General features: G+C 34.8%; 17 protein-coding genes and 1 riboswitch. Of the genes, 9 read left to right on the plus strand and 8 right to left on the minus strand.

Annotation, left to right across the window (positions count from 1 at the left end; all coding sequences use genetic code 11):
* Positions 1-33 precede the first annotated feature (33 nt).
* Positions 34-213, plus strand: a complete 180-nt coding sequence (locus ACTT1L_RS10445; RefSeq protein ID WP_000424795.1) for a hypothetical protein — start codon at positions 34-36, stop codon at positions 211-213.
* Between the two features lie 6 nt (positions 214-219).
* A complete protein-coding gene (locus tag ACTT1L_RS10450; RefSeq protein WP_061185182.1) occupies positions 220-399 on the plus strand; it encodes a hypothetical protein in 180 nt (59 codons plus the stop codon).
* A gap of 41 nt (positions 400-440) precedes the next feature.
* Here ACTT1L_RS10450 and metK read toward each other — a convergent pair whose 3' ends face one another.
* Entirely contained in the window at positions 441-1,640 is a 1,200-nt protein-coding gene (gene metK / locus ACTT1L_RS10455) for a methionine adenosyltransferase (protein ID WP_000163125.1), read from the minus strand.
* A 169-nt stretch (positions 1,641-1,809) separates the two neighbouring features.
* A riboswitch (SAM riboswitch) is annotated at positions 1,810-1,931 on the minus strand.
* 228 nt (positions 1,932-2,159) lie between these two features.
* Here metK and pckA point away from each other — a divergent pair.
* A complete protein-coding gene (pckA, locus tag ACTT1L_RS10460; RefSeq protein ID WP_000108804.1) occupies positions 2,160-3,746 on the plus strand; it encodes a phosphoenolpyruvate carboxykinase (ATP) in 1,587 nt (528 codons plus the stop codon).
* Positions 3,747-4,036: 290 nt separating this feature from the next.
* Positions 4,037-4,234: a hypothetical protein gene (locus ACTT1L_RS10465; protein ID WP_000788116.1), complete on the plus strand. Its 198-nt coding sequence runs from the start codon at positions 4,037-4,039 to the stop codon at positions 4,232-4,234.
* A gap of 234 nt (positions 4,235-4,468) precedes the next feature.
* Here the strand turns inward: ACTT1L_RS10465 and ACTT1L_RS10470 are convergent, their stop codons facing one another.
* A complete protein-coding gene (locus ACTT1L_RS10470; RefSeq protein ID WP_000624930.1) occupies positions 4,469-4,852 on the minus strand; it encodes an ATP synthase subunit I in 384 nt (127 codons plus the stop codon).
* A gap of 278 nt (positions 4,853-5,130) precedes the next feature.
* Here ACTT1L_RS10470 and ACTT1L_RS10475 point away from each other — a divergent pair, with 278 nt between their 5' ends.
* Positions 5,131-5,352 carry a hypothetical protein gene (locus tag ACTT1L_RS10475; RefSeq protein WP_000639042.1) on the plus strand — a complete coding sequence of 74 codons (222 nt, stop codon included), beginning with the start codon at positions 5,131-5,133 and terminating at the stop codon, positions 5,350-5,352.
* 28 nt (positions 5,353-5,380) lie between these two features.
* Here the strand turns inward: ACTT1L_RS10475 and ACTT1L_RS10480 are convergent, their stop codons facing one another.
* Positions 5,381-6,286 (minus strand): DMT family transporter, encoded by a 906-nt coding sequence (locus tag ACTT1L_RS10480; protein ID WP_001255398.1) that lies wholly within the window; start codon positions 6,284-6,286, stop codon positions 5,381-5,383.
* A gap of 299 nt (positions 6,287-6,585) precedes the next feature.
* Positions 6,586-6,909 carry an iron-sulfur cluster biosynthesis family protein gene (locus ACTT1L_RS10485; protein WP_000289578.1) on the minus strand — a complete coding sequence of 108 codons (324 nt, stop codon included), beginning with the start codon at positions 6,907-6,909 and terminating at the stop codon, positions 6,586-6,588.
* 123 nt (positions 6,910-7,032) lie between these two features.
* Between ACTT1L_RS10485 and ACTT1L_RS10490 the strand changes: the two genes are divergently transcribed.
* Both ACTT1L_RS10490 and ACTT1L_RS10495 read left to right on the plus strand, forming a co-directional pair.
* On the plus strand, positions 7,033-7,206 hold the full coding sequence (locus ACTT1L_RS10490; protein ID WP_000916136.1) for a hypothetical protein: 174 nt from the start codon (positions 7,033-7,035) through the stop codon (positions 7,204-7,206).
* Between the two features lie 24 nt (positions 7,207-7,230).
* On the plus strand, positions 7,231-8,151 hold the full coding sequence (locus ACTT1L_RS10495; RefSeq protein WP_074542750.1) for a Nif3-like dinuclear metal center hexameric protein: 921 nt from the start codon (positions 7,231-7,233) through the stop codon (positions 8,149-8,151).
* Between the two features lie 21 nt (positions 8,152-8,172).
* Here the strand turns inward: ACTT1L_RS10495 and ACTT1L_RS10500 are convergent, their stop codons facing one another.
* The gene (locus tag ACTT1L_RS10500; protein WP_000676034.1) at positions 8,173-8,799 is read right to left on the minus strand and encodes an HAD family hydrolase; all 627 of its coding nucleotides are present in this window, start codon (positions 8,797-8,799) and stop codon (positions 8,173-8,175) included.
* Positions 8,800-8,813: 14 nt separating this feature from the next.
* The gene (locus tag ACTT1L_RS10505) at positions 8,814-9,575 is read right to left on the minus strand and encodes a DeoR/GlpR family DNA-binding transcription regulator (protein WP_048551248.1); all 762 of its coding nucleotides are present in this window, start codon (positions 9,573-9,575) and stop codon (positions 8,814-8,816) included.
* Between the two features lie 108 nt (positions 9,576-9,683).
* Here ACTT1L_RS10505 and ACTT1L_RS10510 point away from each other — a divergent pair, with 108 nt between their 5' ends.
* Positions 9,684-10,334 (plus strand): HAD family hydrolase, encoded by a 651-nt coding sequence (locus ACTT1L_RS10510; protein WP_000946538.1) that lies wholly within the window; start codon positions 9,684-9,686, stop codon positions 10,332-10,334.
* A 416-nt stretch (positions 10,335-10,750) separates the two neighbouring features.
* On the opposite strand, the gene ACTT1L_RS10515 is transcribed toward ACTT1L_RS10510, so the two are convergent.
* A complete protein-coding gene (locus ACTT1L_RS10515; RefSeq protein WP_220779591.1) occupies positions 10,751-11,971 on the minus strand; it encodes an ATP-binding protein in 1,221 nt (406 codons plus the stop codon).
* Complete coding sequence (locus ACTT1L_RS10520) at positions 11,968-13,221, minus strand: ATP-binding protein (RefSeq protein WP_000664875.1); 1,254 nt, start codon at positions 13,219-13,221, stop codon at positions 11,968-11,970. Before ACTT1L_RS10520 ends, ACTT1L_RS10515 begins: the two co-directional genes overlap by 4 nt.
* A gap of 268 nt (positions 13,222-13,489) precedes the next feature.
* Between ACTT1L_RS10520 and ACTT1L_RS10525 the strand changes: the two genes are divergently transcribed.
* Positions 13,490-14,299, plus strand: a complete 810-nt coding sequence (locus ACTT1L_RS10525) for an alpha/beta fold hydrolase (RefSeq protein ID WP_000498295.1) — start codon at positions 13,490-13,492, stop codon at positions 14,297-14,299.
* Positions 14,300-14,653: the final 354 nt, after the last annotated feature.

Genomic DNA, 14,653 nt, shown 5'->3' on the forward strand with positions numbered 1-14,653 from the left:
TGTACTAAAAAATAAATTGGAGGTCTACCTATTATGGAACTATACAAAAAATTAACAACAACATTCATCCTCTTATTTATCGCTTCCATCACTGTCGGCTTTTCTCTAAAAGGCGCAATTCCATACGCTACATTAGTAAGTATTATATGCGCCACGCTATTTTTACTAAGCAGTGCATTTTGCGCGGGCAAAGCACGTCAAATGAAAGGTTGATTTCACATGTTTCAAAAAAAGCCAACTGTTTGTAAATCATGCCAAAAAGAAATGCAAACATATGAAAAAGCATGGATTCATATGCCGCTTCCGGCAAATGGCATGACGAATATGAAAAAGTATATTGAGCTAGATGGAGAAGTATATTGCAAATCATGCATTCAAATTGTAAATAAAACGAAATAAAAAAAGCTTTGCGCTCACCGCGCAAAGCTTTTTTTCATATATTATAGACCAGCTTGCTCTTTTAAAGCTGCAGCTTTGTCTGTACGTTCCCATGATAGATCTACATCAGTACGTCCGAAGTGGCCGTAAGCTGCTGTTTGTTTGTAAATTGGGCGACGTAAGTCTAGCATTTTAATAATACCAGCTGGGCGAAGATCGAAGTTGTTACGAACTAGTTCTACTAATACGTCTTCAGATACTTTACCAGTGCCGAATGTATCAACTGAAATTGATACTGGTTGTGCTACACCGATTGCGTATGCAAGTTGTACTTCTGCTTTCTCAGCAAGACCAGCTGCTACGATGTTTTTCGCAACATAACGAGCTGCATATGCTGCAGAACGGTCAACTTTCGTTGCATCTTTACCAGAGAATGCACCGCCACCGTGGCGAGCGTATCCACCGTAAGTATCAACGATGATTTTACGTCCTGTTAAACCAGCATCACCTTGTGGTCCACCAATTACGAAGCGGCCAGTTGGGTTAATGAAGAATTTTGTTTCTCCATCGATTAATTCTGCTGGTACTACAGCTTTAATTACGTGCTCTTTTAAATCGCGATCGATTTCTTCCCATGTAACATCTGGGTGATGTTGTGTAGAAATTACGATAGTATCAACACGTACTGGTTTACCATTTTCATCATACTCAACTGTAACTTGCGTTTTTCCATCCGGACGTAGGTATGATAATGTATCATTTTTACGTACTTCAGTTAAACGGCGAGCTAATTTGTGAGCAAGCGAGATTGGAAGTGGCATTAACTCTTGTGTTTCATTACATGCGAAACCAAACATTAAACCTTGGTCTCCTGCACCAATTGCCTCAATCTCAGCGTCAGTCATTTGACCTTCGCGTGCTTCTAGCGCTTGGTCAACACCCATAGCGATGTCAGCAGATTGCTCATCGATAGATGTTAAAACTGCACAAGTTTCTGCATCGAATCCATATTTTGCGCGTGTGTAACCAATGCCTTGAATTGTTTCACGAACGATTTTTGGAATATCTACGTAAGTAGAAGTCGTAATTTCCCCCGCTACCAATACTAAACCAGTTGTTACAGTTGTTTCACAAGCTACACGTGCATTTGCGTCTTTTGATAAGATCGCATCTAAAATTGAATCAGAAATTTGGTCACAAATTTTATCTGGATGTCCTTCAGTTACAGACTCAGATGTGAACAGATGACGTTTTTTTGTCATGTGGTAAACCTCCCTACAGTAATTGTATATATTGTACGGAACTCATCCTTAATTTGCCACAGATTGCGACATACATTTATTCTCCCACACAAGCATACAGAAAAACCTTTCCTACATAATAGAGAGGAAAGGTTTAATTTGCTACTTGCATACTGCTTTTTGCCCTTCGCTCTTATCGTTCGAGACCTGTAGCCTCGCACAGGTTTTAGCACCTATTCACTTGTGTTTACCAATACAAGTGAGGTTGCTGGGCTTCATCGGGCCTGTCCCTCCGCCAGCTCGGGATAAGAGAGTATCCGTCCCAACCTATACTAAAGAAATGATATTCATTTGTCAATTAATATTCACATTTTCGTGAAAGTTTTTCTCAATGCGCCTAAAATGAAATATTAATAAGGAAATAATGTATTCACACAAACAAAAAGAAATAAATAGTATACATTATTTATATAATTGTGTTATACTCTTGTTGGGGATTACGAGAAATATTTCATTAAATGAAAAGGATGGTATATAAATATGAGTACTGTGAATGTCCAAATTGGTTTACACGAATTATTGAACGGAAGCAATGCACAGATTCAACTAAGTGTTCCGCAATTAGTGGAAAAAGTATTAATGCGAAATGAAGGGAAATTAACTTCGACTGGTGCCGTTTCTGCTTCAACTGGAAAATATACAGGACGTTCTCCTAAAGATAAATTTATTGTGAAAGAAGCATCGGTTGCTGACAAAATTGCTTGGGGAGCAGTGAACCAACCGATTTCTGAAGAACATTTTAATAAATTATATACGAAAGTTTTAGAATACTTAAAAGAGAAAGAAGAGTTATTCGTCTTCAAAGGATTTGCAGGCGCTGACCGCAATTACCGCCTACCAATTCAAGTTATTAATGAATATGCATGGCACAATTTATTTGTACATCAACTATTCATTCGTCCAACTGAAGAAGAATTAACAACTCATGAATCAGAGTTCACAATTGTTTCTGCACCGAATTTCAAAGCTGATCCAGCTGTTGACGGTACAAACTCTGAAGCATTCATTATGGTTTCATTCGAAAAACGTATCGTACTAATTGGTGGTACAGAATACGCTGGAGAAATGAAAAAATCAATCTTCTCTATTATGAACTTCTTATTACCTGAACAAGATATCCTTTCTATGCATTGCTCTGCAAACGTAGGTGAAGAAGGCGATGTAGCATTATTCTTCGGTTTATCTGGAACAGGTAAAACAACATTATCTGCTGATCCAAACCGTAAATTAATCGGTGATGATGAGCACGGTTGGTCTGATAACGGTGTATTCAATATTGAAGGCGGTTGCTACGCGAAATGTGTAAACCTTTCTCACGAGAAAGAACCACAAATTTTCGATGCAATCACATTTGGATCTGTTTTAGAAAACGTTATCATTAATGACCAAACGCGTATCGCAGACTATAACGATACTACTTTAACAGAAAATACTCGTGCTGCATACCCTATGCATGCGATTGACAATATCGTACTGCCAAGTGTTGCAGGACACCCAAATACAATTATCTTCTTAACTGCTGATGCATCTGGCGTATTGCCTCCAATCAGTAAGTTATCAAAAGAACAAGCTATGTATCACTTCTTAAGTGGTTACACTAGTAAACTAGCAGGAACAGAGCGCGGTGTTACATCTCCGCAAGCAACATTCTCAACTTGCTTCGGTTCACCATTCTTACCACTTGATGCATCTCGCTATGCTGAAATGCTTGGTGAAAAAATTGAGAAACACGATGCGAAAGTATTCTTAGTAAACACTGGCTGGACTGGTGGCGAATACGGCGTTGGTAAACGTATGAACTTAGGTTACACTCGTGCAATGATTCAAGCAGCATTAAGCGGTGAACTTGCGAAAACTGAAACAGCTAAACATGACATCTTCGGTCTTGAAGTTCCACTTCACGTACCAGGTGTACCTGACGAAGTGTTAATGCCTGAACAAACTTGGGCTGATAAAGCTGCTTATAAAGCAAAAGCAATCGAACTTGCAAATGAATTCAAAGCTAACTTCAAAAAGTTCGACAGCGTATCTGAAGACATTATTAACTTAGGCGGCCCAATCGCTTAAGCGCAAACTTTCTGTTGGAATAACCCTTTACTCATATGAATAAGTGTCGTGTAACCGTAAAGTTTCGCGTACTCACCGACAAAACCCAATGCGGCTTAACGGTTACACACACTTACATAAAAAAGAAGCTTACGTTTTTTACGTAAGCTTCTTTCTATATCTTATATAAAGTAAAACGTTACTCTCTTCATCTGTGACTTCGTTTGTTAATTTACAGAATTTTCACTTTATATTTACTTATTTTTAGTTTTTCATGATATAATTTACATATATAGGAAGGGGTGAAACCTATGAAAAATTTTTCTCGTACAGGAAAAATTTTATTCAGTTATGGAGCGATTCAAATGTTTTGGGGACTTGTAATGCTTAACGTTAATTTATTTGAGCATACAAGTGAAACGATAAAATATATTATTCTAATTACCGGAATAGTTTTTTGTATTATATCCAACTTTTTTAAAGAACATAAAAGTCATACTAATACGTAATTTCATGTTAACTTATCGGAAGCAAAAACCTGTATTTTATGCAATGTTTCGCTTCCTGTTGTACTATTCATCGCTGGATTCCTTATTCTAGGGTAAATTCATTTTTACACATACAACTTACGGATTCGAACATATAAATTACATCCCTCTAGTTTCACAACGTATGGAGCTAAAAAAGGATTTAAACGCTTCTATCCCTCGCTAGATCCTCTATTCCATCTAAAAAGAGGCTTTTTATCTTTTTGTTAGTTCCTTTTCATCTTTCATACTATAATAACCTAAGTTCACAACGATTAAAAAATAACCGCCCATAATCCCTACTGCAAATGCCCACATTACCATATGGTGCTCAATTTCGTACATAATAATAGCGCCTAAAATAGCAGCCGCAAAACGATTAAACATACCGAGCGTCGGCGCTTTCGTTTTCTTTACGATACTATCTCCAAGCTTCTCAATTCGTCTCCCTAAAAGCCAAACGCAATACATACTTACGATAAGTCCAATTCCTGCACCTAAAAAATGTGCTGAAAACGGCGTTACCATCCAGCCTAGTAAAAGAATACCTAGTATATAATACGATTGAATTTTAAACGACCTTAATGACATACTAATCATGATGTTCTCCTCTTCCGTAATTTTTATCTATCCAACAATAAATTTTTTCAAGTCTATACTACTTACATTCATTTCACTCAAATTAAAAACAACATAAACGGTATGTTTATGTTGTTTAAATATTTTTAGAAAATAATATTATACAAGATTTCAAAGATCATCCCCCCATAATTTGTGACGTTTTTTCAAACATTTTTCGTCCATTTATGAAAAAATTGATATCAATCTATGAACATACGGATATGATGTAATAAGTACACAAATAAAGGGGGCGTCTAATGATTTATTTTTTAATGGCTCTCATTCACCTCATTATCCCTGCACTTATTGGACTTTCATTATATTGGTACACGAAAAACCATAGTATTTTCTACGCTGTCCTCGGTGTCCTTCTTCCGGGTATTATTCTTATTACACTCTTCCGTATTCCATTTTTAAACTTAATTCCACTTATTACTGCGATCTTATTTCTCATCTTCTTACCAAAAATAAAAAAATAGGAAAGCAGATCATAGGTGATCTGTTTTCCTATTTTGATATAGGTTCCCCCGCAGTAGAATGCACTTTTACTTTCTCCGATTTCACAAACCATAAACCGAAGAAAATAATAATTCCACCGATTATTTGTTGAAACGATACGTATTCATTTGCCCATACAGCTGCAAATAAAACAGCTACAAGTGGCGTTATATACATATATACCATCGTATGTGATGCTCCAATTTTTTGAACGCCTACATACCACATTACTAAACCAAATACTGTTACAAAGAAAATAGAATATAGTAAAGCGAATAGTGTTATTCCATGTGTAATATGAAATGGCATTATAAATACGTATGGTCCACTTAAAAGCAAGAGTGGAATCGCGCCAACTAGTGCTGACCATGCGGTAACACGTAGCGCTGAATATTTTTTAATTAATGGACCAGCTAAAACAGGATAAAGCCCCCAACATATTGATGTAATGAGTCCAATCCCATTCCCGTAAAAAGAACTAGCCAGTGAATGCCCTGCTACTAAAACTAAGGCTGCACCACAAAAGGCAATAATCGAACCGATAAGCTTTCGAGAAGAAAACTTTTCTTGTTTTAAGATAATCGCAAATACAGTTGTAAAAATAGGTGAAATAGAAATGAGTAAAGAGGCATTTGTAGCGGATGTATATTTAACAGTTTCCATAAATAACGTTTGATACAGTACAATACCTACAACGCTAACGATGATTAATCTAGGTATATCTTTTCTCTCCATATAAACCGACTTTTCAATAAAAAATGTAAGGAGTAACATAAGCGGTGCCGCCGATATCATCCGAAGTGCAGTAAACTCAATTGCTGTAAATTCTAAAAGTCCATATTTCGCAATCGTAAAATTAATCCCCCAAATAATAACGACTGCTAAAATTAATAACTCAATTCCCCATCTTCTCATGCGTATCCCCTCCGCAAATAAAATTATACAGAAAATTCAATCATATGTACATTTCATTATGTGAAAAAAATCTTTTTATTGTATGAAACGTTTGGGGGCATGAAATTATATCAGCGATTTTCTGAATATATCAGCGCAACTCTGATTATATCGGCGATTTTCAAAATATATCGGCGCAACTCGAATTATATCAGCGATTTTTTAAATATATCGACTTATCAACAAAAAACGACAAGAATAGCGACTTATACAATAAAAAAGGTGGTTCCAAAATACGTTTTGGAACCACCTTTTCTTTACTACACTCGAACGTGTAACTTCATATTTGGATTATAAAATTGGCTCGGGCTCTTCAGCTGAAACGTCCCTCCACCTTCATGCCAATCAACTGTTAATTTATCATCCATAAATACAAGCTTTGTGCGATCTGCGATAAAATTCATTGTGCTAGATTCGATATCCACATCGCGCTCATCTTTTTCTGCTACAGCTACTAAATCGATAATTCCGCTCATTACACAACCGCAACCTTCATTATCGTAAAATAACTTTATATATTTCGCTTCATTTGGAATCGTATCCACAATCTTTTTATATGCTGCTTCTGTTACAGTAACGTACATACTCTAATCTTCATCCTCTCTTCTCGTATCCTTCATATATTGTACCACCATTTTTCTTTAAAAATATATACAGAAAATTACGAACAATATACAATGTATGTAGTAAAGGAGGTTGTATCACTCATGCTCAAATTACTGCGATACCCCATCTTCCTAGGTCTACTCGGTAGCTTTTTTATTTCTAGCGGTATGATATTACAACATATACTTCCTTATTCTCCTTCTATTGGTTGGATTTTAGGTTTTATTTGTTTCCTAACCGCTTCTTATTTCGCTGTGAAGAACAAAAACATCTAATTAGTTCAAGGAGGATAACATAACATGCCAGCTTTAAAAGAAATAGAACAATCACTCAATCATTTGTTCCAAATCAAAAAATATGGAAAAGATAGTGCCTTTAGTCGATTTATCCCATCCGTATATGATCCTATCCACTTTCCGTGGCAACAATTTTTCGAAACCAATTTTGTAGAGCTATTTAACGGTCTTATGATACGAGGAGCTGAAACTGTAAATAACGTATTTTTAGCTGTTTTTCCTACAAATGATGTTCTTGAAACATTCATTTCACAGTCCACATCTGGTGATTTACTTTTTATGCACCACCCACTTGTAATGGAATGCGGTGATCCGCTTGGAAAATCAGGTCGTGGTTTTATTCCAATACCTGAAAAATATTTGCAAGCAATAAAAGAAAAACAACTTTCTATATATACATGTCACGGACCAATGGATATTCATCAAACGCATGGAACGAGCATTTCAATTGCAAAAGTCTTAGATGCTCACGTAGTTGACGGCTTTGCATATGAAGGCCCCGAACAAGAGCCAGTTGGCCTTATTTGTGAAATGGATGAAACATCCACAGAAGCACTCCAAAAACGTCTAAAAAATCTCTTCCATATTCCTTATACAGACTTCGAAGGTAAACAACATGATTCTATCAAAAAAATTGCAATTATTGCAGGATGTGGTGATGTCGTGTCTCTCATGAAAGAAGCAGAAGCAAAAGGTGCGGAAGCATATATTACTGGGGAAATCCATTGCCATATCGACAATGATTACGGTAAACAGAAATACTCGCTCATTATGGATTACGTAAAAGAAACGAATATGTCACTCATCGGTGTATCACACTCTGCCTCTGAATATTTAGTGAAAGAAACATTGATATATAATTGGTTTAAAGAAAATTTTGAAGTGGATGTTACTTTGATTCCACAGGAAAAATGGTGGTTATAAATTTTTAAAGAGATAGCTAAATTAGCTATCTCTTTTTACTAAACTTAAAATTTCATGAGGCGTTTGAAAAATATAATCAGCCTCTTCGAATCCTTTCCTTGTCTTTGCTCCCCACAAGGCTAAACCAAATTTTGCTCCCGCTTGTTTTGCGCATTGTAAGTCATATACTGAGTCACCTATGTATATCGCTTCTTGTGCCTCTATATTCAATCTTTTTAGACATGTCACAAGTGGCTCTGGATGTGGTTTATGTTTCATTGTATCTTCCACACAAATAGAGTGTTCAAAATATGAATGTAATCCAAATGGCTGGAAATCATCGATAAACTCTTGACGTGTTTTTGAAGTCACAATACCAGTTCGAATCTTATATGAAGATACTATTTCAATCACTTCCGCAATTCCTTTAAATACTGTAATTTCATTCTTAAAATCTGCCATATTACGTATCCATTTCTCATGAACTGCTTTCATATTTTCCACACCAATTTCTTGTAACGTAGCCATACCAGGAATACCTAATGCAAAATGTAGCTTTTCTAATGAATAATTCATCCCTTCATCTCGCAACGTTCTCTGTAATGAATATAAAACTGCTTTTTCCGTATCTAACATCGTTCCGTCAATATCAAATATAATCCCCTTCATTTTTACGTCCCCCTTTACTTCACTCCAACGATTAGCTCAATTCCATATTCTTTCACTACTCTTTCTAAATCGCCAGGTATAGCATCATTCGTAATAATTGTATCTATCGATTCTAATGACAGCGCCTTAAAGTTTTGACGTTGATTCATTTTTGTCTCATCAGCAAGTAAAAACACTTCATTTGTTTGTTTAACAATTTGACGCTTAAAATGAATATCTTCCTCATACGCATAATAGACACCATCTTCTGTAAGACCGGGTGATCCAATAAAAACCTTATCAAAATGATAATCTTTTAGTTTCTCCATTGCAGAAAAACCCGTCATATAACGTGAGTGTTTATTTAATTCTCCACCTAAAATATGAATATTTACATTCTCCATATCCATTAAATGATTTACTGTATCAATTGAATTTGTAACAACCGTTATGTTACTTGCTGTCAAAAATGAAGCCATACAGTTAACAGTTGTTGAAACATCAAGATAAATCACTTCATTATCTTCTACAAAAGAAGCAGCTCGCTTTCCAATAGATATCTTATATTCAATTTCTTTTTCCTCACGATTTACATAATCCGATATTTTATGGTGGAAAGATGATAAAGCTACACCACCATGGGTTCGCACTATTGTTGTTTCATTTGTTAACTTTACAATATCTCTTCTTGCTGTATCTCTGGAGACTTGAAATAGCTCACACATTATCTTCAAACTCATCGTCCTATGTTCATTCAAATACTCCATTATTTTTATTAAACGTTCCTCTTGATTCATACTCTCACCCATTTTTATTTACTTTTAAGTACTTTTAAGTTATTTTAAGTATATCACAACATAAATCCTTAAATAAACCTTAAAATAACTTAAAACAGGAGTGAGAAAATGCTACGTACAATTATTTTTGATTTTGATGGCACACTAGCTGATACTTTACCTTTATGTTATTACTCGTTTCAAAACGTTTTTTGGCAATTTGATAATAAAGAAATTACTGAAGCAGAGATTCTTTCTATGTTTGGCCCAAGTGAAATTGGTATTATTCATGAGAACTTACTCTCTGAAGAAAAAGAAGTAGCAGTTGAAAGATACTATGAATGTTATGAAGAAAAGCATCATGATTACGTAGAGCGAAATCATGAAATAGTAGACCTTTTAATACATTTAAAAAAACAAGGGTTTCAGTTAGCTATCGTAACTGGAAAAGCAAGAAGAAGCCTGGACATTTCTCTAAAAGCATTAGGATTAGTTTCTTTCTTCGACTGTATAGTAGCTGGAGATGATGTAATGAAGCCAAAACCTGATCCTGAAGGTATTCTTCTTGTATTAAATACATTACATGTAAATGCAAACGAAGCAATTTTTATTGGGGATAGTGATGCTGACATACTTGCTGGAAAACAGGCAGATGTACGAACGATTGGCGTACAATGGTTACCAAACTATCAATCTGCTACATTTACTGTACAACCAGATTATTTTATTAAGAAAACAGATGATTTTCTCATCTCATTAAATACTACATTTTCAAAATAAGTAGTCTACTACTGACAAAATTACTGGATCGGGGTAACTTCAAGTATTTAATCCTACTTCAGCTGTAGGTCCAGCTACTGTAACTTGGAGTAGCATTACAACCGGAAACCTCGTTTCGAGAGGAGATGCTATATCCCTTTATATTAATCCTGGAATTACTACCAGTGCTGTATATTCTGTTTTTCTAATCACAAATATTTAGTTCTCTCTTAAAAATAATTTATTCAACAGAAAAAGCCTCAATAATTTAGGTCAACAACTAACAAACTCACTCTATATTACCACCATAAAAATACCCATATCTTAGATTCGTAATTATACATAATGCACCAATAGTGTAAACACTTCCGGATTTTTATTCACAAAAAAGGGAAATCACTCTCAAATAAATGATTTCCCTTTTTAAAATATATTTTTTATTGTATCGGCAACATAACCTTCACCGTCGTTCCAACCCCAACTTCACTTTCAAAACTCATTTTACCGTTGTGGTCTTTAATAATTTTTTCTGTAACTACTAAGCCTAAACCTGTTCCCGTTTCTTTCGTTGTGTAAAAGGCTTCATTTAGCTTCGGGATTTTGTCTTTTGGAATGCCGCAACCTTCATCCTTAACTTGAACAATGATTGCATCTTCTACAGTCACTTTAATCGTAATCGTTCCGCCAACTGACATTGCTTCAATCGCATTTTTAATTAAATTAAAAAATACTTGTTTTAATCGTTTTTCATCGCATGTAATCGATGGTATGTCTTTACTATAAATACCTTGTATGTGCACACCTTGATTTAAAGCAGGCTTCCCCATAACTCGAATAACATAAGCGATAATTTCTTCTATATTATGAACTTCTGATTCTATTGATTTAGATTTCTCAAATCCACTAAGTTCTGTAGCGATTGTATGAATTCGTTCTACTTCTTGTTTCATAATATCACTATATATTTTATCCTCTGGATATTTAATCGCTTGCTTATTCACAAATTTATCTAAATTGGCTAAAGGTCTTTTAATTTTGGAACCAATAACTGTAGCCATTTTCCCAACAGTTGCTAACTTTTCTGTTTGTTGTATTTCTTTATTCATCATCTCAAGCGTACGAACGTAAGATTGGAACCTTACAAACATAATCCAACATATGATAGTAAATACGCTATATAATGCCATCGGGATTAAAACGAGTGATGAGTGAATCATGATTCCTATAAGAGCATATTTTCCAACAAGTATGCTCGGAACTAACCAAAAATATCTTTTATTCACAAAAAGTGGGGCAAATAAAATAAAAAACCCTTCTACTATATTCCCACCATCAAACTCAGTATCACTACCGTAGTAAATCATAATATTATGGATAAAATCTAATATATTATACCCAATTAGAATAATATACTTTACTGCAAATGGATTTTTCCATTTCATAAAGTATATTCCAATGCAAAATAAAACCACCATCAGAAAATAAAGCCATAAACCTAAACCATCTTCAAATTGTCCTACTCCTTCTTGCTCTCCTCCTATTAAAGGTACAATAAATTCGTAGGCAAGATCGTATACAAAAAATATAATGAAAAATAAACTTAAATATATTTTCAGCGCCTTCATTTCTTCATTTTTAAATATACCGTCTTTATTCATATGGTAACTCCTAGCTTTTCTCTCAATTGGATTTCATTATTTCCACACTTTTTTGGAAGAATAATATCTATTCTCGTTCCCTTATCTCTTTCACTTGAAATATGTAACGTACCAAGGTGTTCGTTGACAATTCGATCTGCTACCGTAAGTCCCAAACCAATTTTATCTTGTTTTGTTGTATAAAAAGCTTCTGTAACACGAGCCACATTCTCTTTCTTAATACCGTAACCATTATCGATTACACTTAGCATTACATAATCTTGTCCTTTATTTTCTAACCGTAACTCTAATGTGCCACCTTGCTCCATCGCCTCCAGAGCATTTTTTATGACATATAGAAAAACTCCTCGCATTTTCCGCTCATCACATTCAATTTCTATCATCTTTTCTTCGATATTAGAAATAAGCTGGATACTAGATTCATTCATTTTTTCTCGAAGAATTGCTACTGCTTGTAATACAATTTCACCTATATTATGTTTCTTATAAATAGAAGGTTTACATGTAGCAACTTCCATCAATTCACTTATCATATTATTCATATTTTCTATTTCAAAAATCATCTGTTTATAAATAGGGTCCTCTTCATGCTTCTCTCGTTGTAATTGCGTAAACCCTTTCAATGAAGCAAGTGGATTTTTAATTTCATGTCCCACTGTCGCTGCCATCTTTCCGATTACTGCTAATTTTTGTGATTCACTAGCAATCTTAATACTTTCCTTTACCGCTGAAAGGTATTGTATAAATCGATTTAAAATGATGTATGCTGCTATTAATACAAGTGTATACATAATGAGGAACATAAATCCTTTTACTTCTTTTAATACAAATAAGTAAATTACATATTTCCCTACAATAGTTGAAAGTACAAACACAAAATATTTTTTATTTAAAAATATAGGTACAAAGAAGATAAGAATAATTTCTACTATATTTCCCCCATCAAATGCCGCCTCATTATAAAGCATATACGAAAATATGTTAGCAATTTCTATTCCTATGTATGCAAATACACATGCATATTTCACAAAATTCACTTTCTCTTTTTTTATTAAATATACATTTACACCGAGTATTGCAGTTCCGCAAATAACTTGCCATAGTATGCTATGTCCCTTATCCGTTAGTGATTTATTTTCTAATACGATTGCATAGAAAATTTGGTATGAAACAACAATGACGTATAGCACCCACAAAAAGATTTTGGCATTCCTTTCTTCTTCTTTATATGATAGAAAACTTTCCTTCACTTCAACACCCCTTCAACATAATATCTCTAAGAATACCATTTATTATAATAAATGATTTCCTTATACAAACAAAGATAAATCGAACATTTGAGGAAAATCATCCCAAAATCGTGATATTTTCAGACGATATGCAATCATAAAAATTATAAACAATAATACGTATATTATGTGGGAGAGATTTTATATAAGCGGCAAAAAATGAAGGAAAGCTTAGTGTCTTAATAGAACAAAATCATACGCTCCTCGCGTATGAATAGGAGGCTCATTCATGTTTGTTACCGTTGAAAAAGATGTGCATATTTTTGTGCAAGACGTTAATCCCGGTCCCGGTAGTAAAACCGTGTTCTTCGTCCATGGCTGGCCTTTAAATCATCAAATGTACCAATATCAGCTCAACGTGTTACCACAACACGGTTTCCGCTGCATCGCTATGGATATACGCGGAAATGGACAATCTGATAAACCATGGACTGGTTACACATACAATCGTTTAGCAGACGATATCGCCATCGTTTTAGAAGCACTTCAAGTCGAAAATGCTACATTAATTGGTTTCTCAGTAGGTGGTGCTCTTTCTATTCGGTACATGTCTCGCTATAATGGTCATCGTATTTCTAAACTTGTATTAGTCGATGCCGTTTCCCCCTCTTTCGTTAAAAATCAAGAATCTCCCTATGGTGTCCCAAAAGAACAAGCAGACACTCTCATTAATCAAATGTATGCCAATATGCCTAAATTTTTAAATGATGTATCTTTATCATTTTTTAATAGAAACTTAGGATCTGCTACGCTAGAATGGTTTTCTTATCTCGGTATGCAGTCTGCTTCTTATGCTCTCATCAAAATATTGCAAGCAGCCGCAAATGAAGATGTAACGAAAGACTTAAGTAAAATTAACGTGCCAACAAAAATATTCCACGGTATTCATGATCAACTTATCCCATACAAAAGCGCTGAACTTACGCAAAAGCGTATTAAAAATTCTCAGTTACATCCTCTCACAAATAGTGGTCACGGCTCTCCAATTGATCAAGCGGATGAATTAAACGAAGAACTTATAAAGTTTTTGCATTCATAAAAAACTATGCCAAATGTATCGATAGGAACGTAGTTTTTAAAAAGGTTAAAATTCACACATTTCTCACAAATCATTCGATAAAACGGTTACATTTTCATTTATACTAAATGTACAGGTAATACTCCCTAAACCCAGCTTGTCTGGTTACCCCGTTAAATACTATAAAAAAGAACTTGTATCGTTATACAAGTTCTTTTTGTTTCTTTTATCCCGCTTTAACGGGCAGTAAGACCCCCACCTCAAAATTCAGCAAAGCAAAGAAGTTAGGTGGGGGTCGGGCTACCCATAAAAGTCCGATTGGTGAAGGCTAATAATCAGTGGGGGATGAAGAAAACCCCCACTGATTAAAGTTTC

It is taken from the genome of Bacillus sp. FH, assembly GCF_052216825.1.
GTDB classification, from domain to species: Bacteria; Bacillota; Bacilli; order Bacillales; family Bacillaceae_G; genus Bacillus_A; species Bacillus_A paranthracis.

Excerpts from the sequence above, each read along its gene's own strand:
- pckA (WP_000108804.1), top strand. The coding sequence starts at position 2,160 with ATGAGTACTGTGAATGTCCAAATTGGTTTACACGAATTATTGAACGGA.
- ACTT1L_RS10480 (WP_001255398.1), bottom strand. The coding sequence starts at position 6,286 with ATGAGAAGATGGGGAATTGAGTTATTAATTTTAGCAGTCGTTATTATT.
- ACTT1L_RS10500 (WP_000676034.1), bottom strand. The coding sequence starts at position 8,799 with ATGAAGGGGATTATATTTGATATTGACGGAACGATGTTAGATACGGAA.
- ACTT1L_RS10510 (WP_000946538.1), top strand. The coding sequence starts at position 9,684 with ATGCTACGTACAATTATTTTTGATTTTGATGGCACACTAGCTGATACT.
- ACTT1L_RS10475 (WP_000639042.1), top strand. The coding sequence starts at position 5,131 with ATGATTTATTTTTTAATGGCTCTCATTCACCTCATTATCCCTGCACTT.
- ACTT1L_RS10465 (WP_000788116.1), top strand. The coding sequence starts at position 4,037 with ATGAAAAATTTTTCTCGTACAGGAAAAATTTTATTCAGTTATGGAGCG.
- ACTT1L_RS10485 (WP_000289578.1), bottom strand. The coding sequence starts at position 6,909 with ATGTACGTTACTGTAACAGAAGCAGCATATAAAAAGATTGTGGATACG.
- ACTT1L_RS10490 (WP_000916136.1), top strand. The coding sequence starts at position 7,033 with ATGCTCAAATTACTGCGATACCCCATCTTCCTAGGTCTACTCGGTAGC.
- ACTT1L_RS10505 (WP_048551248.1), bottom strand. The coding sequence starts at position 9,575 with ATGAATCAAGAGGAACGTTTAATAAAAATAATGGAGTATTTGAATGAA.
- ACTT1L_RS10470 (WP_000624930.1), bottom strand. The coding sequence starts at position 4,852 with ATGATTAGTATGTCATTAAGGTCGTTTAAAATTCAATCGTATTATATA.
- ACTT1L_RS10445 (WP_000424795.1), top strand. The coding sequence starts at position 34 with ATGGAACTATACAAAAAATTAACAACAACATTCATCCTCTTATTTATC.
- ACTT1L_RS10515 (WP_220779591.1), bottom strand. The coding sequence starts at position 11,971 with ATGAATAAAGACGGTATATTTAAAAATGAAGAAATGAAGGCGCTGAAA.
- metK (WP_000163125.1), bottom strand. The coding sequence starts at position 1,640 with ATGACAAAAAAACGTCATCTGTTCACATCTGAGTCTGTAACTGAAGGA.
- ACTT1L_RS10525 (WP_000498295.1), top strand. The coding sequence starts at position 13,490 with ATGTTTGTTACCGTTGAAAAAGATGTGCATATTTTTGTGCAAGACGTT.
- ACTT1L_RS10450 (WP_061185182.1), top strand. The coding sequence starts at position 220 with ATGTTTCAAAAAAAGCCAACTGTTTGTAAATCATGCCAAAAAGAAATG.
- ACTT1L_RS10495 (WP_074542750.1), top strand. The coding sequence starts at position 7,231 with ATGCCAGCTTTAAAAGAAATAGAACAATCACTCAATCATTTGTTCCAA.